General features: G+C 45.6%; 16 protein-coding genes. 9 read left to right on the top strand and 7 right to left on the bottom strand.

Annotated elements, in window-relative coordinates:
* The first annotated feature begins 41 nt into the window (after nucleotides 1-41).
* From Q1B04_RS13335 to Q1B04_RS13325, 3 genes are all read left to right on the top strand, one after another.
* Nucleotides 42-878, top strand: a complete 837-nt coding sequence (locus Q1B04_RS13335; RefSeq protein ID WP_299759531.1) for a restriction endonuclease — start codon at nucleotides 42-44, stop codon at nucleotides 876-878.
* A 123-nt stretch (nucleotides 879-1,001) separates the two neighbouring features.
* Complete coding sequence (locus Q1B04_RS13330; protein ID WP_299759528.1) at nucleotides 1,002-2,513, top strand: thymidine phosphorylase family protein; 1,512 nt, start codon at nucleotides 1,002-1,004, stop codon at nucleotides 2,511-2,513.
* Nucleotides 2,510-3,409, top strand: a complete 900-nt coding sequence (locus tag Q1B04_RS13325; protein ID WP_299759526.1) for a ribose-phosphate pyrophosphokinase — start codon at nucleotides 2,510-2,512, stop codon at nucleotides 3,407-3,409. The genes Q1B04_RS13330 and Q1B04_RS13325 overlap by 4 nt, the downstream gene beginning before the upstream one ends.
* Before the next feature lie 45 nt (nucleotides 3,410-3,454).
* On the opposite strand, the gene ppsA is transcribed toward Q1B04_RS13325, so the two are convergent.
* The gene (gene ppsA / locus Q1B04_RS13320) at nucleotides 3,455-5,872 is read right to left on the bottom strand and encodes a phosphoenolpyruvate synthase (RefSeq protein WP_299759524.1); all 2,418 of its coding nucleotides are present in this window, start codon (nucleotides 5,870-5,872) and stop codon (nucleotides 3,455-3,457) included.
* 1,033 nt (nucleotides 5,873-6,905) lie between these two features.
* Here ppsA and Q1B04_RS20030 point away from each other — a divergent pair.
* A complete protein-coding gene (locus Q1B04_RS20030) occupies nucleotides 6,906-7,097 on the top strand; it encodes an integrase core domain-containing protein (RefSeq protein WP_366524700.1) in 192 nt (63 codons plus the stop codon).
* Between the two features lie 57 nt (nucleotides 7,098-7,154).
* On the opposite strand, the gene Q1B04_RS13315 is transcribed toward Q1B04_RS20030, so the two are convergent.
* Both Q1B04_RS13315 and Q1B04_RS13310 read right to left on the bottom strand, forming a co-directional pair.
* Nucleotides 7,155-8,615, bottom strand: a complete 1,461-nt coding sequence (locus tag Q1B04_RS13315; protein ID WP_299759522.1) for a T9SS type A sorting domain-containing protein — start codon at nucleotides 8,613-8,615, stop codon at nucleotides 7,155-7,157.
* 31 nt (nucleotides 8,616-8,646) lie between these two features.
* Entirely contained in the window at nucleotides 8,647-10,068 is a 1,422-nt protein-coding gene (locus Q1B04_RS13310) for a tail fiber domain-containing protein (protein ID WP_299759520.1), read from the bottom strand.
* Between the two features lie 1,198 nt (nucleotides 10,069-11,266).
* On the opposite strand from Q1B04_RS13310, the gene Q1B04_RS13305 reads away from it, so the two are divergent.
* The 3 genes from Q1B04_RS13305 (at nucleotide 11,267) to Q1B04_RS13295 (ending at nucleotide 16,046) form a co-directional block, all read left to right on the top strand.
* On the top strand, nucleotides 11,267-12,064 hold the full coding sequence (locus Q1B04_RS13305) for an AraC family transcriptional regulator (RefSeq protein ID WP_299759518.1): 798 nt from the start codon (nucleotides 11,267-11,269) through the stop codon (nucleotides 12,062-12,064).
* Nucleotides 12,065-12,142: 78 nt separating this feature from the next.
* Complete coding sequence (locus Q1B04_RS13300) at nucleotides 12,143-13,900, top strand: alpha/beta hydrolase (protein ID WP_299759516.1); 1,758 nt, start codon at nucleotides 12,143-12,145, stop codon at nucleotides 13,898-13,900.
* A 418-nt stretch (nucleotides 13,901-14,318) separates the two neighbouring features.
* Nucleotides 14,319-16,046 (top strand): hypothetical protein, encoded by a 1,728-nt coding sequence (locus Q1B04_RS13295; RefSeq protein ID WP_299759514.1) that lies wholly within the window; start codon nucleotides 14,319-14,321, stop codon nucleotides 16,044-16,046.
* Nucleotides 16,047-16,324: 278 nt separating this feature from the next.
* Here the strand turns inward: Q1B04_RS13295 and Q1B04_RS13290 are convergent, their stop codons facing one another.
* Together Q1B04_RS13290 and Q1B04_RS13285 are read right to left on the bottom strand one after the other, a co-directional pair.
* Nucleotides 16,325-18,169: a PLP-dependent transferase gene (locus tag Q1B04_RS13290; RefSeq protein WP_299759512.1), complete on the bottom strand. Its 1,845-nt coding sequence runs from the start codon at nucleotides 18,167-18,169 to the stop codon at nucleotides 16,325-16,327.
* Between the two features lie 65 nt (nucleotides 18,170-18,234).
* Nucleotides 18,235-18,390: a hypothetical protein gene (locus Q1B04_RS13285; protein ID WP_299759510.1), complete on the bottom strand. Its 156-nt coding sequence runs from the start codon at nucleotides 18,388-18,390 to the stop codon at nucleotides 18,235-18,237.
* Nucleotides 18,391-18,700: 310 nt separating this feature from the next.
* On the opposite strand from Q1B04_RS13285, the gene Q1B04_RS13280 reads away from it, so the two are divergent.
* Nucleotides 18,701-19,702 (top strand): endonuclease/exonuclease/phosphatase family protein, encoded by a 1,002-nt coding sequence (locus tag Q1B04_RS13280; RefSeq protein ID WP_299759508.1) that lies wholly within the window; start codon nucleotides 18,701-18,703, stop codon nucleotides 19,700-19,702.
* Between the two features lie 184 nt (nucleotides 19,703-19,886).
* On the opposite strand, the gene Q1B04_RS13275 is transcribed toward Q1B04_RS13280, so the two are convergent.
* Complete coding sequence (locus Q1B04_RS13275; RefSeq protein ID WP_299759506.1) at nucleotides 19,887-20,990, bottom strand: NAD(P)-dependent alcohol dehydrogenase; 1,104 nt, start codon at nucleotides 20,988-20,990, stop codon at nucleotides 19,887-19,889.
* A gap of 376 nt (nucleotides 20,991-21,366) precedes the next feature.
* Between Q1B04_RS13275 and Q1B04_RS13270 the strand changes: the two genes are divergently transcribed.
* Nucleotides 21,367-22,455, top strand: a complete 1,089-nt coding sequence (locus Q1B04_RS13270) for an endonuclease/exonuclease/phosphatase family protein (RefSeq protein WP_299759504.1) — start codon at nucleotides 21,367-21,369, stop codon at nucleotides 22,453-22,455.
* A gap of 148 nt (nucleotides 22,456-22,603) precedes the next feature.
* Here Q1B04_RS13270 and Q1B04_RS13265 read toward each other — a convergent pair whose 3' ends face one another.
* Nucleotides 22,604-24,250, bottom strand: a complete 1,647-nt coding sequence (locus Q1B04_RS13265) for an ABC-F family ATP-binding cassette domain-containing protein (RefSeq protein ID WP_299759502.1) — start codon at nucleotides 24,248-24,250, stop codon at nucleotides 22,604-22,606.
* Nucleotides 24,251-24,396 lie beyond the last annotated feature (146 nt).

The raw sequence follows: 24,396 nt of genomic DNA, 5'->3' as shown, positions 1-24,396 counted from the left end.
GCTGCACAATACAAACAAATCCCACTTGCATGGCTGAAACGATGGAACAGCTGATCATAACAAAGGCTTCTGGTGATAAAGTGCTTTACTCTGTTGGCAAACTTACAATGTCCCTCCGTAAGTCCGGAGCCAGCGATGAGGTTGTACAGGATGTTCTCCGTCAACTGGAACCGATGCTCTTTGAGGGTATATCAACCAAAAAGATCTACAAACATGCTTTCGGAATTCTTAAAAAACTATCCAAAAGCACCGCCGCCAGGTACAGTTTAAAACAGGGTGTTATGCAGCTAGGCCCGTCAGGTTTCCCATTCGAGAAATTTGTGTCTGAACTACTAAAAGTACAGGGTTATGCTACTGAAATTGGTGTTTTTATTGATGGCCAGTGTGTCCGGCACGAAATAGACGTTGTTGCCTCTAAAGACGGGAAACGTTACATGATCGAATGCAAGTACCATAACCTGCACCATAACAAATCGAACATAAAGATCCCAATGTACATACAGTCCAGGTTTAAGGACGTGGAAAAAGTTTGGCCTTCAGAACATGAGTTTGAGGTGCGTTTTCACCAGGGGTGGGTAGTAACCAACACGCGTTTTACCGAAGATGCCATACGGTATGCCAACTGCGTAAACCTGCACCTGGTCGGGTGGGACTTCCCGCACAAAGGCGGCATAAAAGACATGGTGGATTCTTTTGTGCTTTACCCACTCACCTGCCTTACAACACTATCCCATACCGAAAAACAAACGCTGCTGGACATGAGGATTGTGCTGTGCAAAGAGCTGCTAGACAACGAAGCGCTGCTGCACAAAGCAGGAGTACGGGATAATTGCATACATAGTACATTAAGTGAAGTAGAGAACTTATGCGGCACCTAATATGCACGAAAGCAACGGCAACATGATGCGCTTACGCAGGCTGGGCATCGATACGCATACCGAGAACATCATCTTTCATACATAGTACATTAAGTGAAGTAGAGAACTTATGCGGCACCTAATATGCACGAAAGCAACGGCAACATGATGCGCTTACGCAGGCTGGGCATCGATACGCATACCGAGAACATCATCTTTATGCGTTCCGATTCCCCGGTTTGCCGCTCTGAGGGTTTTACAGCCAATACTAGGGTAGCTGTTAACTATGGTTCGCATACCATCATTGCCACGGTGAATGTAATTACATCCGGACTAATAGAGCATGGGGAGGCCGTTTTATCGGAAGAGGCATTTAATAAACTCGGAGCAACAGAAGGCGACCTGATAACTGTTACGCATTTACAGCCTATACTTTCATTCAGTGAAGTAAGGGCTAAGATGTTCGGTAAAAAATTCAATGAATCGGCCATTCAGCACATCATCGCGGATGTAACACAAGGCTTATATTCTAAAATAGAAATAGCGGCTTTTGTCACAGTCTGCTCCGGAGATAACCTGGCACTTGATGAAGTGATCTACCTTACTAAAGCCATGATAAACTCAGGCTCAACGCTGGAATGGGACGAGCCCCTGATCATAGACAAGCACTGCGTAGGGGGATTACCGGGAAACCGTACCACCCCCATCATTGTACCCATTGTAGCAGCAGCCGGACTTATCATACCCAAAACTTCATCCAGAGCCATTACTTCACCTGCCGGAACTGCCGATGTGATAGAAACCATGACACCTGTAAACCTTTCGCTGGAGCAGATAAAGGATGTGGTAAGGCAGGAAGGCGGTTGCATGGCCTGGGGTGGCGCCGTAAAGCTAAGCCCTGTAGACGATGTGATCATATCGGTGGAGAAAGCGCTTGACGTAGATAGTGCTGGTCAGATGATCGCATCAGTGCTTTCTAAAAAAGCAGCAGCCGGATCAACGCATGTAGTAATAGACATTCCTGTTGGTGAAACGGCTAAAGTAAGGTCAAAGGAAGAAGCTTTTTTGCTCGAATATTATTTAAGGGCTGTGGGCCTGTCCATAGGAATGGGTGTAGAGGTGCTCATAACTGATGGTACCCAACCGGTGGGGCGAGGCATTGGTCCTGCACTGGAAGCCATGGATGTGCTGGCTGTACTACGCAACGAACCAAATGCTCCCGCCGACCTGAAAGACCGGGCTGTACAGCTTGCCGGCCTTATGCTGGAAGTTGCAGGTGCCGTACCAAAAGGGAAAGGAGCTGAGCGCGCGCGCAATTTATTGGAAAGCGGCCAGGCCCTTGACAAATTCTACCGGATATGCGAGGCCCAGGGCGGGTTCAGAGAACCGGTGCCTGCTGCCATACAACACGATGTGCCCGCCATGGCAAGCGGTGTGGTGCAGGCTATCGACAACCGGAAATTAGCCAAGGTAGGTAAGCTTGCCGGAGCACCAAATTCTCCGGGTGCGGGCATACTTTTTAAGGCGCCTATCGGGAAACATATCCATAAAGGAGAGCCACTTTTTACGATCTACGCAGCGTCTCAGGGTGAGCTAAGTTATGTCCTCTCCTATTTACACAGTTCCAACCATATTGTTCAACTGGCAACATCATGAGCAGGATATTATTTGCCTTACCCGGGAATGAAGTGCTCACACAGTCACTTGCAGCTACACTTGAGGCTGAAGTTGGAGAGACAGTGATTAGGCATTTCCCGGATGGCGAGACCTATGTGCGCATACTTTCAGATGTGCATCAGAAACAGGTTATACTTGTCTGCACCCTGCACCAGCCTGACAGTAAACTGCTGCCTTTATATTTTCTTGCCAGAACAGCCCGTGAACTGGGCGCTGGCAGCGTTTGCCTGATCGCGCCGTACCTGGCTTACATGCGCCAGGATATTCAGTTTAATCCTGGAGAGGCAGTAACCTCCAGGTACTTTGCAGACCTGATTCCAGGCATTGCAGACAATCTTGTAACTATAGATCCGCACCTGCACCGCTTCAACCACATGCAGGAGCTTTATACTATACCGGCCATTGCGCTACATGCCGCTCCGACTCTGGCCAATTGGGTTAAAAGTAATATAGCGAAGCCAGTGCTGATAGGCCCCGACGAAGAAAGCATGCAATGGGTAAAAGAGGTTGCCACCCTGGCTAAAGCGCCTTTCTTAGTACTTAACAAAACAAGGCTAGGCGACAGAGAAGTACAGGTAACTCAGCCCGAAATGGCCAAATACGAGGATCATACACCGGTTTTAATAGATGACATCATATCAACGGCCCGCACTATGATCGAAACAATACAGCAGTTAAGAAAACTAAGCCCCTTACCGCCTGTGTGTTTAGGTGTACACGCCGTATTCGCGAAAGGTGCCTACGAAGCCTTGTTGCAGGCCGGAACAGCACAGGTAATTACCTGCAATACCATACCGCATATGTCTAACGGTATCTGGGTTGATGAATTGTTAGCTGAAGCGATACAATCAACTACATCTCAGCGTAAAGTATAACACAGCACAAATTTGGTTCTGAGCAAAGTATACCCAAAAGATATGTCATGAGGATACATTAACCCCTGCTGCCTTCTCTGCCTCTAACATGTTTTCCAATCCTTTAAAAAAGGCGTCCGGGTTAAAAGAGATGCTGTTGATGCCATTCTCTACCAGAAAAGCCGCATATTTTGGATAGTCGCTGGGTGCCTGGCCGCATAAGCCGGCTTTAGTGCCGGTTTTCTTTGCCTTCTCCAGCGTCATCATGATCAGTTGCTGCACTGCCGGGTCGAACGGCGAGAAGATATCACTCAACAAGGCAGAGTCTCGGTCAGCGCCGAGGGTAAGTTGTGTCAGGTCGTTGGAGCCTATCGAAAAACCATCAAATACTTCTGCAAACTCTTCGGCAAGCAGTGCGTTGCTAGGTATTTCAACCATTACGTATACTTCCAGTCCGTTATCACCCCGCTTTAAACCATACTCTTCCATTAAACCGATCACTTTACGGCCTTCGTCCACGGTCCTGCAGAATGGGATCATAAGCTTTACGTTTGTCAGCCCCATTTCTTCTCTCACCTTTTTCATAGCGCGGCATTCCAATTCAAAGCCTTCCTGGTACAGTGGGTGGTAGTAACGGGACGCACCACGCAATCCGATCATGGGGTTAGACTCCTCAGGCTCAAACTTCCTGCCCCCTATCAGGTTCGCATACTCATTCGACTTGAAATCACTCATCCGCACGATCACATCCTTGGGGTAAAAGGCAGCCGCAATAATAGCTGTTGCTTCTGCCAGCTTCTCTACAAAGTAGTCTTCCTTGTTAGCGAAATAATGTGTGAGCTGCTCTATCTTTTCCCGGGCCTCCTTGTCCTCTACCTTCTCAAAATGCTTAAGCGCCATCGGGTGTATTTGTATGGAGTTGTTGATAATAAACTCCATCCGCATCAACCCTACTCCATCGTTTGGCAGGAAAGAGTATTTAAAGGCCTGTTCCGGATCGCCAAGTATAAGCATAGCCTTCGTATGGGGCTTGCCAAGTTTGCTCATGTCTGTTTTTTTCTCGTCCCACTCCAATATGCCCTCGTACACGTAGCCGGTTTCTCCGCCTGCCGTTGATACGGTAACCTGTTGGCCATCCTGTATTGTTCGGGTGGCATCGTTGGTGCCAAGCACCGCAGCAGCTCCTACCTCACGGGCTACAATAGCGGCGTGGCTGGCACGCCCTCCTTGTTCTGTTATTATGGCAATGGCTTTTTTAAGAATAGGGTCCCAGTCCGGGTCTGTTTTACGGGTAACAAGTACTTCTCCTTCCTGCAGCTTATCTATCTCTTTGGGTGAGCTAAGTATGCGGGCCGCCCCTGTTACAATGCGGTTACTGAGGCCTATGCCAGAGCTTAGTATTTTACCTTCTTCCTTTAAAGTATACTCCGTGAAAAAGGCCTGATCTTTATGCTGGCTTTGCACGGTTTCCGGCCTGGCCTGCACGATAAACAGCCCCCCGTTTACACCATCCTTTGCCCACTCCACATCCATGGGTTGTTTATAATGCTCTTCAATCCTTTTCCCCCACTTTGCAAGTTGTATCACCTCATCATCCTGCAGTACAAAAGCTTCCTGCTTTTCGGGTTCTGTGTCCAGGTTTATGATAGCATCTGTGGGTAGCTGGAGTTCATCCTCTTTCTTTTTAGCATATATCATAGTTTTGGCTTTGCTTCCAAGTTTGCGTGAGATGATGGGTTGTTCGGCTTTATCAAGCATCGGCTTAAAAACCACGAACTCATCGGTATTCACAGCTCCCTGCACAATGTTCTCTCCTAAACCCCAGGATCCCGAGATTACAACTACATTTTCGAAACCCGTATCAGGGTCCAGGGTAAACATCACGCCCGAGCAGGCCTGATCAGACCTTACCATAGTTTGCACTCCCACCGACAAAGCTACCTGCATGTGCTCAAACCCATTGTCTACTCTATACTTAATGGCCCTGTTCGTGAAAAGGGAAGCATAGCTGTGGTGACAGGCTTTGTACAGGTTGTTCAGGCCGCTTACGTTCAGGTAAGTTTCCAGCTGGCCGGCAAAGCTGGCCGTGGGCAGGTCTTCGGCAGTGGCGCTGCTTCTTACAGCCAATGATATCTCATCGCCATATTCTTTTTTGAGGTAGTTATACCCGGCTTCTATTTCCTGCCTTATCTCCTCCGGAAACCTGGCAGAAAGTATAAGCTCCCTTGCCTTCTCTCCTACTTCATTCAGGTTATTAAAATGTGTTGTATCCAGGCTGTCAAGTATGGCTGTTAGCTGTTTTTTCAGGTTGTTCTGCTCCAGGAAATACCAATAAGCCTCGGAGGTAGTAGCATAACCATCCGGCACCTGTATGCCTTCCGGATTAAGCTGGTTATACATTTCACCCAGCGAAGCATTTTTGCCACCCACTTTGCTAAGGTCGTTATAACTAATGTCTTTGAACAGCTTAATGTATGTAGCCATAGGTAAGTCTTAATTAGGGAACCTGAACATTACAAGAAGATAAAGGGAAGGGTGAAAGGGTAATTTATACTTCGCTTTCCTTTCATGAAGTGCAAAGTATGGAGGAAATAGGCTTATGGTAAATCAAGGACCAATATGGTTATCAGATGTAGTTATGCTTGATTTACGTATTTTAATAACGGGTATCACATAAACCGGTTGCTGAGTTTTCCAAGCCAGTTTAATGATAGCAGCCTTTAAAGTACAGAAGCTACACAGTTTCCTGTGCTTCAATTATAAAACTATTTTTACTACTTCCTCTCCCATTTGTAGATAAGCTTCCAACATGATCAAATCTCTGTGGAAATAGTTCGATAATTCCATCCTACGGGCTACTTGAAAGGCCGCTCAATTAACGTTGAGGGGCTTTTTTTATGCACTTCAGACAAAATCCGAATTCTAAAGCACCTTCCCTGCTACAAAGGAGCGTCAAGAAGCCCCTGCTGGTCTATACATCCGGAAATAGGCCACAGGTATGTTCTCAACCCAACTGTCTTCGCTACTTTGCCGATCTTAAATTTTAGGGACTAGCTCCGTAGGCTTAATCATCATACCTTCATTTTTGTGTCTAACTTACTCATCTCTTACAACATATTAATTTTTTTATTCATGAGGCTCCAAAATGAGAATCCAGGCTCACAAATATGCACAGTAGTCAGTATAGATCTCAGCAAATAGCCGTTTTCCAGGACTTAATTGTTTAACTCATTCCTATGTCAATAATGAGTTTTAATCGCGTATCGGGGATTATAGATATATCATTGAAACATGAATGAAGTAGAAATATTCAAGGCTCTGGCAAACGAAGCAAGATTGTAAATCCTCAACTGGCTAAAAGGCCCAGAGGCAAATTTCAGGGATGAAAAACAGGGAAGCAATTTTGAACATGGTGTCTGCGTGAGCCTGATACAAGAGACAGCCGGCATCCATTCGGGTGGACAACGGGCCGGAGTTCACCAGCGCCGATTTCACCTTGCGGTGAGGGCGGGAAAAGATTGCGATTAAGTGCACGCAGCCGGTAAAGCCGATGCAAAACGGCTATATCGAGCGATTTAACTGCAGCTACCGCGGGTGCCTTCATGACGGTTTTATGTGGCCAAGAATCTGTTCCCCAGATGTTACTTTCCTTTCTTTAGCTCCCTTCAGGCAGCCGCGACCGGGACAGCGCCGGGAAGTTTTCCACTAAGGGAATAGGTAAGCGAAAAAATGCCCGGCAACTCCACAGGCGCCGGGCTTAGCCACTTTACTCCTTTAGGACCTTGAATACCTTAGTAGTCCCTTCGGCGGTAATCTCCAGCAGGTAGAGGCCTACTGCCAGATCGGACAGTCCGTCCAGGACCACGCAAACATCTCTCATCTCCAACTGCCTGTGGTAGAGATTCTTGCCCTGAATGTCGTACAGGCGGAACTGAGCTTTTCCCATAGGCTTGTTTACACTTACCGTCAGCTCCCTGGAGAAGGGGTTAGGGAAAACTGCAATCTTCAGCCCGTCTATTTCGCCCTTCCTGCTCACCGCAATCACCTTGCTGTATTCAAACTTTCCGTCCAGATCTACTTGCCTCAGCCGGTAGTACAGCGTGTGGCCCTGCACCGGCAGGGCGCTGTCAGTGTACCGGTATTGCAACTTAATGGTGCTGTTGCCGGCAGCGGCCAGCTCTGCCACGCTGTGGAAGTCACGGCCATTGACAGCACGCTCCACAAAGAAAGACTCAGTGTCCCTCTCGGAGGCAGTAGCCCAGCTTAGCTCAGTCCCCTTATCGGTAGCCTTGCCGCTAAAGTGCAGCCAGGTTACCGGAAGCGGGGTTATCTCATCGGCGACTGTCCAAAGGAAAGCGGAGTTGGTCTGTACTGTAACGCTTCGCACATTCCCGTTCGTAGTGATGGGCTTCAAGCCTTCTACCCGTATCCAGGTTGATCCGTCGTCTTCACTTCTCCAGACCTGAGCCTGGTTGCCGGGGAAAGTCAGGCCATTGTCTTCTTCTGTAAACCAGCTTAACGTGAGGGAAATGGTTTTACGGTCTGGTCTTAATTCAGGGGCAATGCTCCAGTTACGGTTGATGCCCTGTATACTGGGCGAGTTGGGGTTTGAAATATAGCTGCCCGGACCTGTATGGCGGATGACTGTTACATTGCCCCAGTTACCGCCATCAGTGTTATCAAAACTAATGCCTATATTCCCGAAGCTGCTGGATGCTGTTACGGCAGTAACCTGAACCGTCTTCGCCAGCGCGCCCTCATACATATGATCAGGTGTTTCAGAAATGGCGCCTTCCAGGTTCAGGGTTTTGCCGGCAGCGGCCGTCAGGTTTCCATCCGTAATGGTTAAATTTCCGGTAACGGTAAGGTTATCCAATTGCGTTACGCCAGCGGGATTGTTTACTGTCAGGTTGTGAACCATAGTGCCGGAAATCTGCTGCGCGCGGGTGCCGTTCAGTTCTAAGGTGCCGGTACCGGTATGTAAAGCCGGACTCCCGAGTTGCCAGTTTTCCGAGACCTGGATGGTCCCGTTGTTCTCTACGGAAGGCGCGGCGGCCCCGCTGACGCTGCTCACGAAACCGCCTCTCACGGTAAGCACCGCCCCGTCAGACACAGAAATGGAGGCACCGCTATTCGAGATGATGTCTTGGGCCTGCCCCTCAGAGTCAAGCCAACCCAGGCAAACAGAGAAAAGCACCGCTGCTTTCATTCCTTTTAAAAATCGCATAAGCTAGTCGCCTGATTTGTTTTCCTGAAAACTATTTCTTGGCTTGAACTCCTGCCGGTAGTTCACCCGAGAGCTTGGCCATCTGCTCTTGCAGGTGTTGCAAATCGGCATCGGTTTTCTCGGCTTTGGCTTTCAGCGTGGCATTCTGAAGAAGTAGCTGCTCTATCTGATTTTGCAGCTCCGTTGTTCTTTTTTCCAGTGCCTGGATGGCAATTAAGTTTACGCCGTCGAAATCGGCTTGGCTAATGGTGGTGTCGTTGCCGATGGTGCCGAAGGAATCAGTACCGAAAGCGGCGTAAAAATCCTGAGCCATGGGGCCGTAGTGGCGCATGCTGTCCGCGCTTTGCCCTTTGTAGTTCCAGGAGGTTAACTTGAACCGGGCAATCTTGGCAAGGAAGTCTTCGCCATTTACCGGTGCAAAATTCTCTTTGCGGGTGCTGTCTGAAACATAGCTCCAGGAACTGCCCCCCGCGGCTAACTCTAGGCCAGAAGTACCATTTGCACTGGTGTATAGACTATAACCACCTGCAAAGCGCATTGTCATCGTATTATTGGCATATGATGTAGTAATTGTTTCAGGATTGCTGTGGTCGCCGATAATTACTGCGCCTTGCCTAATACCTGTAGATACCCTTGAACCTATGGCAGTACTATAGTGCCCGGAAGCTGTTGCATCCTGGCCTGATGCAAATGAATTTTCACCGGTAGCTCTTGTTCCGTTACCCAAGGCAATGGCGTTATTGCCCGAAGCCACGACGTCAGAACCCATCCCTACCGAATGACGGCCCACGTTTGCGCCATCCCACTGGTCACCGCTTACCTGACCCACCCTGAAAGCTGCCCTTTCCGGCGACCAGAGCAATCTGGTGCCAGCACCTGCTATAGAATTGAAATTACCATCATACTTGAATGTTCCGGTAGAAAGGATACCGGCTCCAGTATGTTCCTCCAGCCCCGCATAAACCGGAGCCTCCCGTTTGGTGCCTATGTTCACCTTGCCGTCAGAATCTACCCGTAAGCCGGTAGTGCCTATAGCCGCAGCAGGAGTTGTTTGCCCCACCAGCACTTTATCGGACAGGTTCAGGTTTTGAGTAGCCGTGTGGTTGCCTAAATTATCGCCGCCGGGGCTTAGAGACGTCCAGCCGCTGGGGCTAACATAGTACCAGAAGCCTACGAAAGAGCCGTCGGTCTGGAAAACCATCAGGCCGGTAGCTGGGCTGGCAATAGCCTGGCGCTGCACCTCAGTAAGGCGCGGAATGAGCAAACCTTTATCGGCAGCAGAAATGTCCAGCATGGCGCTGGGGTCCGGCGAAGCAGCGGGACTGGTTCCTATGCGCACACCCGTTGATTGGCCTAACGTTGCGGGGCCATACCCCAGCGCAAAAATTACCAGTAGCATACTAAACAGGGCTCTGATTTTGCCTGAGTTGATAGGTGTCAGGTGTCTTTTCATGTATTTTTTAATAAATCTAAAGAGACTGCTATAAAATTGTTTTCTATACCGGACCTAAAGATAGTCTTTAAAGAATGGACTGGAAACAAAACAAGTTTAAATTGAAAGTTTTAAATATTTTCTAAAAAATAATGCCTTAGCTTCTTGCCAGCACTGAGAAAAGAAATCTGGTAGTGGTTTAAAAGTATGATGGTTGACAATCTGCTTATTTAGGTAATGAAACACACTGTGCAGGGATGTAATTTATGAAAATGATGATGGTAAAAGAACGGCTAAAATGTTTACTGACTTCCATTCTGGCCGTCTCTGGTTAATGCTGTTCCCACTAGCATTTTTTCTAAATATAACCCTAAGATTTGATTTAGTAGAAAAGAAGAAAGTTGTCGTTGTAGAACCAATTAAAAACAACCGAACAACAGCAAGGCATACCAAGACTTATCCCACAATACTAAGCCATAGAGGCAATTCCCCCATTGATTAAGCTTTATTTTAATCGTTAGGAACTACTAGGCAACTGCTGGAAAAATTTACCGCTTCTCTCCACCCCCTAGGCAACTATTCACTGCCATCAAATCCATGTGGATAAGGTTCGATAATTCACTCCTAGGGACTACTACAGTAAAAAAGCCGCTCTACGTAACATGGAGCGGCTTTTTCGTTTCGATAAATTCCCTCTTCGATCACGCGATCTCTGTCTTTAAACAATTTCCGACTGCTTTTGTCCACCCTTTCTACTTGTTACTTTGAAGAAATAAAATCTGCATTTTGTCAAAAATAATAGTATCTTAACAAACTATAAGTAATCAATGGTTAAGGCCCAGCATAGAGATAAGTCTGTTTAAAAGATACAGGCTTTGCCTACTGCCTTACAAACCTTTTGCATTTCATGCAGTTTCCCTTTAGTATCTTTCTGGTTATTTTCTCACTGGTCGCTTTTTAATCGCTCGTATTAAGTCTTCTAATCCTCTGTAAACGATCACAAAAAAGACACAGTTATTACCTCGGCTTCTTACTACTTGTCTTTTCCCTGGCGAGTCTAAAAATCATCTTACTGGAAGTCATACCTGACTTTCATAGCATCTTTAGGCTCCCTATCATTTATAAGTTTGTTTCAGGCCCTTTGCTCTACCTGTACGTAAGGGATTTTCTATATAAAAACACGCAGCCGTTACGTAAAATAGCCCCACATTTTATACCTGTGCTGGTTCTGGATATAGCTTACCGTTCCGGATTTCATTTATTTGGATTTCGGAATAGTGACAATATAATTCAGCTTATCAACTTTTATACGGATATAGGGGCAATAGTAAGCTGCATCTTATACGGCGTGCTTGCGCTGCTGCTTTGGTTAAAGTTCAAATCAGCCACTAAGACAAGCCAATCAGCAGCTACGCAACGTGCTTTATTCTGGACTAGAGCACTTATTCTGGTGGATTTATTAACTACTGTTGCAGCCATCGGATACGTAGCCTTAACCATTTATAATGATGGATTTGTGATTGGGCAGATCAAGACATACTACCATCCTTATGTGGCACTGACGTTCTACGTCTACTTCCTGTGCTACATGTGTTATTTCCTCCCTGAGATAGAGATTCTCTCTCCGGCACTAATGGAGCAAAATAAGAAAAACACCAGCCATGACTACAGTAAGATAATAGCGCTTATCCGGCAGAAAATTGAGCAAGACAGACTTTATGCCGATATTGATTTGAGTGTACAGAAGCTAGCTGATTCCCTTAGTATACCTGTACGTGAAATCTCAGCTGCTTTGAACTATGGTGTCGGCAAAAACTTTAACGACTTCGTCAACGCATACCGGGTCGGATATTTTAAGCAACTCCTGATGCACGAAGAAAGCAACAGTTACTCCATAGAAGGTTTGGCCTACGAAGCAGGCTTCAAATCAAAAGCTTCCTTTTACAGGGCCTTCAAAAAAGAAACCGGCCAAACGCCGCTCCAATATCAGAAAGGGATAGAACAAAAATTGGTATAATGTGTCTCAAATTCAGCATTTGAAACGCTGCACTCTTCTCTTTTTCTCATTTTTGCTGCAGATCAAAATTATACCAGCATGAAAAAACTAATATCAAGGTTAAGCTTTATTCTAGCAGTTATTATTCAGTTTGGGGCGGGTGTATTGCCAATCAGGCATTCAGACCAAACGATTAGAATTACTGTGAATGTCAAAAATTCAACTACAGAATTCATATACCTTGAGAATGTATCTGGAGTTTTAGATAAGGCTGGAAAAGTTGAATTTGAGATACCACTCGAAACAGCCAGGTATGTTAAATTGGTAGTGAAGGAAACGGAGATCTTGCTATTCGCAGAACCCCGAAAAGATATTCATATTTCATTCGATGAAAGAGATATTGACAATACCATTCAATTCAAGGGAAAGAACGCTGCAGTAAATGAGTTTCTGTATAAGCAGCGCGATGTAGGTCAACGCTTTAACCAATACTTCAACAGCCACATCAACACATACCTTTCGAAGTTGCCGGAGAAGGAATTTGTTGCCAAAATGGACTCTCTGCAAAATGGTTTCTTAGCCCCATTGGACAGATTAACCAAGCACTACCCTAATATAAACAAAACTTTTTTAAGAGAGTACAGGACAGACATTGAGCTAAGTTTCTTAGCCTTTTTGGCTGACTACCCGCTCATACACCTAAAAAACACTGGTAAGACTATAAGCTTAAGCAAGGATACTAAAAATAGGCTGGAAGCTATTAACCTGAATGACCATACATTGCATAAGTATGATGGTCTGCAAGGCTTGCTAAAGAACTTCCTGTATCAGAAAATCAAAAAGGAGCTTACAGTGAGAGATTATAGCTACAGTGACAATAAAAGTTTGGATGCAGGCTTCGCAGTAATTAAGAGATCCTTTACAAATCAGGAAGTATTCGATAAGGTAATTCATGGATTTCTCCTTAACCATATCGAAAACCTAGGCATCAAAAACATAGAAGATAATATGGCTTACTTCAATGAGCACTGCCAGAACCAGGCCTATAAGGAGGAAATAAACACCCTTTTTAAAGATGCCAGTAAGAAAAGAGAAAGTCATTTGGTAACTACTTACAAAGAAGTAAACGGCCTTAAGCTGGATGCCCACATCTTTATGCCTGACTCTGTGATGGAGGGCAAGAGACATCCTGTGATTGCCATGTTCCATGGAGGCAGCTTTTATGAGGGAAAACCGGATTGGTTTTTTTCTTCCTGCGAAAGCTACGCAAAAAAAGGCTGGGTAGCGGTGGCAGTGGAGTACAGAGTGGCTGACAGGCACAACAACTTACTCCCTGAGGCCATATCAGACGGTAAATCATTAGTGAGGTACTTAAGAGCGAATGCAGAGAATCTCCAGATCGATACATCTAAAGTTATGGTAGCAGGCAACTCGGCAGGGGCAACAATTGCTCTGGCCCTGGCAACACTTGACGAGAAGTTGGACGAGTCATCAGAAGATAGATCCATTAGCTCCCGTCCCAATGCTATTATGGCCAATGCTGCATTGGCTGACCTGACGGGGAGTGGTCACCATTGGTGGCATAAACACTATGATGCTGATTTTATAGAAGCCATATCTCCCCTGCACCAAGTCGGAGAAGACATGCCTCCAATGCTCCTCCTCCACGGCACTAAAGACAACTCAGTCGACATCAGCTCTATCAGGCAGTTTGCTCTACGTGCTAATGAAATGGGTAAGCAGGTTAGTTATCATGAGCTGAAAGGAGCTCCGCACATAATCTGGCTGATCCCATATTTCTCAAAGAAAGTAGAAAAACACCGTCAAGAGTTTATTGAAAAACTAAATTGGGAGTAAATAATAAAGTGCACCGACACTCAATATCTAGCTACATCTTACTTAGCAAAAAGCTCGATAATTTGATCCTTTGGTTTACTAAAAGCCGCTTCAGGTAAAACTGGAGCGGCTTTTTTCATTCACTTCGGATACTACTCTAACATTAAGCCTATTAATTTTTACTAAAACAAATTACCCTGCTCCGAAGCTGGCTCCAGCAATCGAGGAGAATCATGAGTTAGAGCGTTAACGGGCGGATACACAGGATAGAACTTTATCTCCTCACTGAGGCAAGGTTTGAGCACGAATCGAATATTACACTCCCGCTCATCAAAAAACCACAGTTTTTACTCTTTCGGATTTAGCAGCACCTGCATCTTATTATGCAGCCAATTAATATTTGTCAGGATCATGACATTGTATAGATTAAACCAAATCTGTGACGTTGCAATTAGGTTTATCCAAACAAAGTACTCTATCAATAGGTATAGCAGGAACAAAATTGAGCATTCAAATTTTGAGCAAAACCTTTAGCAGCAGCTGCACTTCTATTTACCATGCCAAAAACAGTATGACCTCAGAGAACACTCGGCAAAAAAGATTTCGCATGCTTTACATGCTGGAGGCCTGGCTGGAAGGCCCTATGTTCTTGCTCTCAATTCTGTGGCTGTACTTATTTATTATGGAGCTGGCACAGGGCTTATCTACCTTTCAATCAAGACTGGTTACGCTGATATGGCTTCTGTTTGTGCTGGAGTTTGCGATAAAGTTGGTGCTCTCTGCTGACAAATTAAATTATGCTAAAAAGAACTGGCTGACAATACTGGCTCTTTTTATTCCTGCCTTCCGTGCATTTCGGCTACTAAGGGCTATTAGGGTGTTGCGACTTAGCCGTGTCGCAACTACAGCTACTTTCGTAAGAGGTCTTACATCCTCTAAGCGCTTTTGGGATGAACTAAAGGATGCCCAAGGGAAAAGACCAGACGCAGAAATGCATGTAGGCGTACTCCTTGCCTACAGCCCTGCTGTTACACCCGAGGGTATGCAGCCTTTCCTGAAACAGCTGATACTTGATGTACAGCCGGAGATGAGTTTAGCCACCCAAATACCGTGGTCATTCCATTTGGTGGAACCGATAGCCTTGACGACTGACAAGACGAGAGAACCTTCAGATTTCTTAGATGCCGCTACCATGCGAATGGCTGAGGGGCCTTACGACATCGTGGTGGTAATTACTGATGTCACTTTAATTTCCCGCAAAGACAAGATCGAAGCCGGGCTCGCCTCTCCCATTACATATACTACCGTAATTTCTACTCAACGACTAACCACAACACCCAGAGGTAAACCTGTTCGTACCCTAGAGGCTGAGGCAGTTCGAGTTAATGCTGCCACGCTTCTGTTACACTTGCTTGGCCACATTAGCGGCCTACCTCATACAGCAGTTGGAAAAAGAGGCGTGATGGCTCCCTTCTCTTTCCGTGAGAGAAGAACGTCGCATTCCCGATTTAATGATCAGGAACGCTTGCTGCTTAAAGAAAAAGTGAAACAACTGCCAGAAAGAGAGCTTCATGGAGGTACCAGTCTGGAAAACCTCATATTTCACATGATTATGGCTACTAAACACTTAAATGCAGTTTTTAGCCCGTTGTTGCGTAATTGGGCGATCTTGCTTCCTTTATCGTTGCCGAGGTTGGCCACAGCAGCGGTGGCTCCTAGCCTCCTGCTAATATTCACGGCAGAGATTTGGGATGTAGGGCTCAACATGGAAAACAGAACTGCGGCTTTCTTTGCAGCTGCCAGTATATTGGGGGCTTCCTTTTACCTGATTAAGATCCAGTCTCTGTTTCTACCCAGAAAGGAAAAGAACGTGCTGACAGAGCATCAAGCAATAGCCAATGTAGTCATCTTCCTCAGCATTCTCTTAGCCTGCATAGGGCTATTTCTAATGATAGGTGGCCTTATGATGATCATTGAGCTCTATGTTTTCCCAGAAGGGCTCATCAGTACCTGGCCCACACTGGATAAGCCTATGGTAGGGCTTTCTGACAAGTTGCGTTTGGCAGCCTTCATCAGTACAGTAGGTGTAACGACAGGTGCTTTGGCTGGAGGTCTGGAGAAGAAAACCGTCATACAGCACCTGGCCTTGTTCCTTGATAAACCTTGAATACAATGCATTTATGGCTTATATTTACCCATTTTAATACTCTCAATTCTACGCTAGATTTTGAAATAATGGCTTTATTATTCCGACATCTACCCAAATAGAAGCGGCCTTCAGTTTACTGAAGGCCGCTTCTATTTGGGTAGAGACACTCGTGCTTCTATTATTATAATTGCACCTGTTTATCTTGTCTTTCTAGGTTCTTTCTTTTGTTATATAAGCAAAGTAGAGAACTCGTTAATTATAACACCCCAGAAAATTAAACACCACAACAACCAACATTAAAGCTGTTTCACAAACTCCAAAAAGATTTCTTTATGGAGTTCCAGATCCATGTCAGGAGACAGGGCTACGCGGGCAATGTAATCTTTGTCGTCTTCTTTTGTTGTGCCTTGCGTGGAGGTTGCGGGTATTGTCCAGTAGCAACCCTTTAGCTGTCCGTAGCTCACACAGTACTTGCTTTCCTGAGGTATTTCCTTGATCATCATGTTGATCAATTTATTGTTCAGTTCTCTTTTGTAAGCCTCCCTTTCCTGGTCAGTTTTTCCTTTGGTAGGAAGGTCCAGTGAAAACACGGATGGAGTGAAACCTTCCTGAGCCAATTCTTCTGAAACAAAATTGATTTTCGCCTCCGGTAAGGCATCTTTGATAAAGTTTACAAATTCACGTGTGTTCTTATAGGCAGCTGCTATCCTTCGGTTCATGGAGGGCAGCTGCTGAGCCAATATTTCGGTCTGAAGTGCTGTAGCCTTGTTGTCGCAAAGTATGAGATGCTTTTCTATTTTTTGCAGCAAGTCTGCTGCTTTTGTATTGGCCACACAATAACCGGCAGTACTTTTCCCTCCGCTCGGGAACTTAGATCCGCTAACGTATGAAATGGTCCTGATGCCTGAAAAAACTCCGTCTTCGCTCAGAAATTGTACATTGGGGCAGAATGTCTGATCAAGTATAAAAACCGGGTCAATTGCTGCTTCGCCAGTTGCAGTTTTACGCACCATGCTTAAAGCCTCCTTCAGCTTTAACAGGTCCGGAACTTCAACTCTTGGGTTTGTTGGTATCTCAGCGATAATGTAGGGAATAGCATCTTGATGGGCAATTTCCTCCAGCACAGTATCTATACTTTGAACCATGTCGTTGTCACCGTCAACCAGTAAATCCACTACTTCGACATTCGCTATGCAAGCAGCTACCCGCCTTGCCTGGTCATTTGTACCGCCATAACAATTTGGAGGAACCACGAGCTTGATGTCTTTGCCTTTGTGCTTTTCCAAAGCATCGTGCACGAGGCCCATCATGATGGCATACTGAATAGAAAGTCCGGAGGAGCCCAGCAGCGCATCTGTTTCTGTGCCGGTTATTTTTTTGATTTCAGCTAAGACAAGCGCTTTGTTTCTCTCAAAGTTACTCTTCTCATTATCTGAAGAAGATTTACCAATCAACTGCTGCAAGGCAACAAAACAATTGACTGGTGTCATAGCGATTGTTTCTCGCCTTCTTACGTGCTGGATTTCAGAGATGTAGCTTTCATTCTGTTCACCATTCACCAATAGTATACTTCCAAGGTGTGGGTGAATACTGATATAAAAATCAATTTTAGAGTCAAGGTCGGCATGACCAATTTTATCCTGCTGTGAAACGAAAACAGTGCTGCCATTGAAGTCAGCAATATCTTCTACTTTCTCAACCTGATTTAATTCGAATTTATAACCGTAAACATTCCTTAAAACTTCGGCATCAAAGGCATCCGGCAGCTCACCGGAATAAGCAATTTGGGTGTGCTTATGGTCTAGCAAGTTTTTTCTTAGAATGGCCAGAATAGGAACCGTCTTGGATGAGAAACTTATGACACCCTCCGGCTTTAGGTTATTTAACTTGGCAATCGCCCACTCCAGCACTGAAGATAAAGGGTGCCCCAATCGAATATAATCAAAAGCAGTGGGTAACTCGCTGAGCGCTGACGTTTCAGAATTATGGTCTTCGAAGAGTTTTTCGAACTGCTCAAGAAATTGGGTTTTGGCTAAACTTTCATCATAAATATCCAGTCGATGAGTTGTTAGTTTCAACCAGTCATCGGGCATATTTTCTAAAACCTCTTCAATGTATTTTACTATTTTATTATTTTCCATGGTTTGTAACTTGAGATAAGGCGATAAGATACAAAGTTGCAAAAAATATAACTTCCTGCTTAAACTTAGCTCTTGGGTATCTTATCAATTTCTTCTCCGTCTTTAGATGAATCGCGTTTGGCTTTTCTTGCCGCAGCTTTAAGAGCCTCTTGGTGTGACTTTTTTTCCTTGAACTCTTTTTGCCGCTGCTTCTTTTGCTGATCTCCTGATCTGGTACTCATTATTGATTTAATTTTCCAGTAAATAAAGTTTATTCCTGATATCCTTTTGTTTATACACTTAAATAAAATTTAACTTATTCCCGCTTCAGGTATTTACTTGCACTTTGATTAAGTTTCAAAATATAAGGCTATAAAAGCCACTTTAGTTAAAACTGGAACGGCTTCTTTTGTTTCAGAAATTACTCCTTTTCTTACTTTATACTTTAACGTTATACTTCACAAATCGGCCTTCTCCGCTACCTATCTATAATCACTCTTCTGTGGGCTCACCTACAACCCTAACATCATTTCCGCTGTACTAAAGCATAGCATGAAAACCGCAAAAAAAGTTATCTATTACGTTACATTGGTTGTAGGCACGCTACTCATACTAGCAACTATGCTCTCCCTGCTGTATGACCTGCCATACTGGTACATAAAAGCGCTTGATTTCCCGAGGGTACAGGTTTTGGTAGGGTTAATTATATGCCTGATCCTGTTCATACCCTTCAACAAAAAGTGGCAGTTCCCATCTATTGCCTTTGTGGTGGGGATAGTGAGTGCTATAGTCGTTCAGTCCACTTATATTTTACCCTATACTGTTTTGGTTGATAAAGAGGTAAAAACTGCTGAGCTCTCAGCAGAACAGAAAAACCATACTTTCAGCCTGATGGTGGCCAACGTTTGGATGAAAAACCGGCAAGCAAAACAGTTTCTGCAACTCGTACAGCAGGCAGACCCGGACCTGGTGCTGGCTATGGAAACAGACCAATGGTGGGTAAATCAGCTCAGTCCGCTACGTAAAAAATATGCAAATGTAGTTTCCTACCCGCTGGATAATACCTACGGCATGGTGCTCTACTCTAAACTCCCTCTGAAAGAAACAGAGATTATGTTTCTGAAGCACCAAACAGTTCCATCCATCCACACCAACGTTGTACTGCCAAACGGTAAAGAATTTATACTTCACGCCATGCACCCGGTCCCTCCCAAGCCAAGTAAATACCCCGATAACGTAGGCGGCAAAGAAGTGGCGTTACTTAAGGTAAGCAAGATGGTCAGCCAAACCGGCAAACCTACTGTGGTGGCCGGCGACTTTAATGATGTAGCCTGGTCACGCACCTCCCGTATGTTCAATTCGCAAAGCCGGCTTCGGGACGTGAGAGTGGGCAGAGGCCTTTACAACTCCTTCGGCGCAAAGAATATCATGTTCCGTTACCCGCTTGATCATGTGTATGTTTCGGAGGAGTTTCAGGTGCTGGAAATGGAGCGATTGCCTAAATTTGGCTCAGATCATTTTCCTATACTTGTGCAGCTTTATTTAGATGAGTAAAAGGAGTGGTAATAAAGTATAACTTGCCGTTTTTTATACTTAGTAAGTATAACTGGTTGCATTGTGTCCTTGAAGTAAATAAAGCACAAAGCCGCTCCAGTTTTTCCTGAAGCGGCTTTGTTGCAGAAGTATTAAAATGCTATACTCTCCAGCTAATATACATGAAGCAAGACCTGAGCACTTACTAGTCTTTTTTATTTTTCAGTGATGCCATATCAATAACAAATCTATACTTTACATCGCCTTTTAACAGACGCTCATAGGCTTCATTTATTTGCTGAATCTCGATCATTTCAATATCTGAAACAATGTTATGCTTGCCGCAGAAATCGAGCATTTCCTGCGTCTCTGCAATGCCACCTATTAGCGACCCTGCAAAGCTTCTCCGGAAAGGAATAAGACTGAACGCAGCCACCGGGAGCGGTTGTTCCGGAGCACCCACTAACACCAATGAACCGTCGACTCGTAACAAACGCAGGTAAGCGTTGATGTCGTGTTGTGCCGAAACTGCGTCCAGAACAAAGTGGAGTTTGCCTGTATACTTTGCCATCTGCTCTGCATCTTTCGACAGCACCACATCGTCCGCGCCCAGCCGTTTCGCGTCTTCTACTTTGGAAGGGGAAGTAGTAAACACAATCACATCTGCCCCCATAGCCTTTGCCAATTTCACAGCCATATGCCCTAGGCCGCCTAAACCAACTACTCCCACTTTTTGGCCGGGGCCCACATTCCATTTTTTCAGTGGTGAGTAAGTTGTGACGCCGGCGCATAGCAGCGGCGCAGTGGCAGCAAGATCAAGGTTATCAGGCACCCTCAGGACAAACCCTTCATTTACCACTATGCTTTCTGAATATCCGCCAAAGGTATGCCCACCCAGGTGCGTGTCAGGTGAGTTATAGGTACCGGTGTTTCCCTCCTGGCAATACTGCTCCAGGCCTTCGTTGCAGTAGTCGCATTCACGGCAGCTATCTACCATACAGCCAACAGCTGCAAGATCGCCTGCTTTAAACTTCGTGACATGATCGCCAACCCTGGTGACTTTCCCTACAATCTCGTGACCGGGCACACAAGGATAAACCGTGCTATGCCACTCGTTTCTGGCTGTATGCAGGTCAGAGTGACAAACACCGCAATACAGTATCTCTATCTCCACATCGTGCGGCGTAGGGCTTCTTCTCTGAATATTTAGTTGTTCCAAAGGTGCTTCGGCGGCTTCTGTGCCGAACGCTTTCACCTCGCTCGCTTTAATTGGAATTGCTCCCTCTGCTGTTGCTTTTACTGTTTCCATATCTTGGTTTTGTATTTAGTAGGTTATAAGTATAAATCAGTTAATTTGTTCTTTAATCTCTCATCTTACTGGCAAATATTATCTCAGCCTGTTTTTAACTTTGATTCTAAAGAATAAAGAAATCGCGGCCACGAGGAGTGCGTAGCAGTAGCAGACTACTTTAGTTAATTGCTCATTTATACTTATTCCAGGGATAGCAGTTTAAAATTTTCTACAACTTAAAAGCTGTAAAATCAAACACTTATACTTTACATATTTTTACTATCGAAATCATAGCTGCATTTTCACTTATAATAATCTCCTCTCCTGCCGCTGCAACGTATCATCTCTAAGTTAAACTAAATTTGCGCAAAGACTTTATTGAAGGTAACAGCCGATGATATACGAAATATTGGTTGCACTAACGTGTATACTTGCCATAATTACCGTTTTACCGCTTTGGCGGCATGATGCCTGGTGGGTTCGGGCATTTGACTTTCCACGGCTCCAGTTTTTGATTTTGGCGCTATTTATACTTGTGGCCGACACCGTTGCCCTGGGTTTTCCGGAACAGAGCTCGTGGGTTTTAGCTGCTGTGGCCTTTACCTGCTTTTGCTACCACGCCGTCTGGATTTTGCCTTACACACGGCTGTTTCCGGTGGAAGTAAAGCAAACCCGCAATCAGCAGCGCACAGGCAGCCGCATTAAGATTATGACTGCCAACGTACTGACACCCAACCGCAATTATCAGGGGCTTTTGGATTTGGTAATCAAGCACCAGCCAGATGTGCTGGTAACGCTGGAAACAGACCATTGGTGGCAGGAAAAGTTAAGCATCATCGAAAAGGAGTACCAGCATACCATGAAGTGCCCGTTGGATAACAAGTATGGCATGCATGTATACTCTAAGCTGCCTTTGGAGGATACTGCCATTCAGTTTTTGGTGGAGCCGGATGTTCCTTCTATGCACGCGCTGGTAATTTTGGACTCCTACATCAAAATCCGAATTCACTTTTTGCACCCGGCACCACCCAGCCCTACTGAGAACCTTGCCTCCTCGGAGCGCGATGCGGAGCTTTTGGTTGTTGCTAAAAGTGTGTCTGACGAGGACTGCCCCATCATCGTAACCGGTGATTTGAACGATGTTGCCTGGTCGGCTACCACTCGCTTGTTCAGGAAAACGAGCGGCTTATTAGACCCTAGAATTGGCCGGGGCATGTTTAACACGTTTCATGCAGACTATTGGCTTGCCCGTTGGCCCTTAGACCACCTGTTCCATAGTGAGCACTTTACGCTGGTTTCGTTAAAAAGGCTTCCATACTTTGGCTCTGATCACTTCCCAATGCTGGTTGAGCTGGAATATGACACAACCCATGGAGCAGACCAGGAAGGATTGCAGGCTGACGAAGATGACCTGGAGTGGGCCGAAAGCAAAATGGAGGAGCACGAGGTGGAGGAGTCTGACGTGCATGAGCCGGGCAAATAGCTAACCACCATATTCGGCTATAAATGAAGAAGCTCCATACTTCTGTTCCTGGCAGAGCAGAAGTATGGAGCTTCTTTCAGAATAATATTATTTCAAGTTGATCCGCAACATATCAACACAAAAAAGTAAGATTATACTTTGCGGCTCTTTAGTTTTTTACGGCAGTTCTCTCAATTTCCCGCAGGTTCTCCAGCTTCTTATTTCTCAGGAAGCCATTAATGTCCTCGAAATGCTCCCGAATACGCTTGTTGCCAAACTCGAACACTTTAGTCGCCAGGCCATCCAGAAAGTCGCGGTCATGAGAGACAAGTATGATGGTGCCGTCAAACGCTTTGAGCGCGTCCTTCAGGATATCTTTTGTTTTGATATCCAGGTGGTTGGTAGGCTCATCCAGTATCAGGAGGTTAACCGGCTGCAGCAATAGCTTGATCATGGCCAAACGCGTTTTTTCGCCACCCGAGAGTACTTTCACCTTCTTCTCTACCGTTTCGCCACTAAACATAAAGGCTCCCAGCAAGTCTTTTACCCTGGTGCGCACATCGCCAACGGCAATCTCGTCGATCGTTTGGAATACGGTTAGGCTCTCATCCAACAGCGAAGCCTGGTTCTGGGCAAAATACCCGATCATGCTGTTGTGCCCCAGTTGCAGGTTGCCTTCATACTCCAGCTCGCCCATGATAGCCTTTATCAGCGTGGATTTACCTTCGCCGTTCTTGCCTACAAAAGCCACTTTTTCGCCACGGTTAATGGTAAGCGAGGCATCCTGAAATACAGTGTAATCGCCATACTTTTTAGTAAGCCCCTCCACAATAACAGGGTAATTGCCAGAGCGTGGCGCCGGCGGAAACTTAAGGTTAAGCGCAGAAGTATCCACTTCGTCTACCTCAATAATCTCCATCTTTTCCAGCATTTTTACCCGCGACTGCACCTGCAGTGTTTTAGAGTAAGTGCCCTTGAAGCGCTCTATAAAGGCAGTGATTTCAGCAATCTCCTTTTGCTGGTCCTCAAACTGCTTCTGCTGTTGCTCGCGCCGCTCTTTGCGCAGCTGCAGGTATTGGCTATAGTTAACTTTATAATCGTAAATGCGCCCCATTGTTACTTCTATGGTGCGGTTGGTGATGTTATCAACAAAGGTTTTATCGTGCGAGATCACAATAACGGCTTTGGCGTTGTTCACCAGAAAATCCTCCAGCCACTGAATAGACTCAATATCCAGGTGGTTGGTAGGCTCGTCCAGCAGGATCAGGTCCGGTTGCTGCAGCAGTATTTTAGCAAGCTCAATACGCATGCGCCAGCCCCCGCTGAATTCTTTGGTGGGGCGGGTAAGATCTTCTCTGGAAAAGCCTAACCCTTTTAAGGTCTTTTCTACCTCTGCATCATAGTTTATTTCCTCTACGGAGTAGTACTTTTCGCTCAGCTCAGACACCTGCTCAATAATGGCATAGTATTCTTCAGACTCATAGTCGGTGCGTGTTTCCAGCTCAGAGTTCAAATACTCCATCTGCTTTTTCATCTCCAGGATCTTGGCGAATGCCTTGGAAGCCTCCTCGAACACGGTGCAATCGTCGGTGGTGAGCAGGTGCTGCGGCAGATATGCGATAACAGCCTCTTTGGGAGCCGATACTTTGCCGCGGGTTGGTTTGTTTACACCTGCAATTATCTTCAGCAGGGTAGATTTTCCCGCCCCATTTTTTCCCATCAGGGCAATTCGATCATTCTCGTTGATGTTAAAAGTAACATTGCTGAAAAGAGCTGCCCCGTTAAACTCCACTGCAACCGCGTCTACTGAAATCATATGCTTTGTTTTTAAGGCTGCAAAGATACTACATATTTTCGCGTATGCCTCCATCAACCACAAAGTTCTCCTGCAGGTAAACGAACAGCCTACTTTATGTAAACAATTAACTACTAAGGCTATTTTCCTGTTTTAAGCTGGCTTTG

It is taken from the genome of uncultured Pontibacter sp. (assembly GCF_947495565.1).
Taxonomy (GTDB): Bacteria; Bacteroidota; Bacteroidia; order Cytophagales; family Hymenobacteraceae; genus Pontibacter.
The sequence above is the reverse complement of the archived record's forward strand: the minus strand, read 5'-3'. Positions and strand labels throughout refer to the sequence as shown.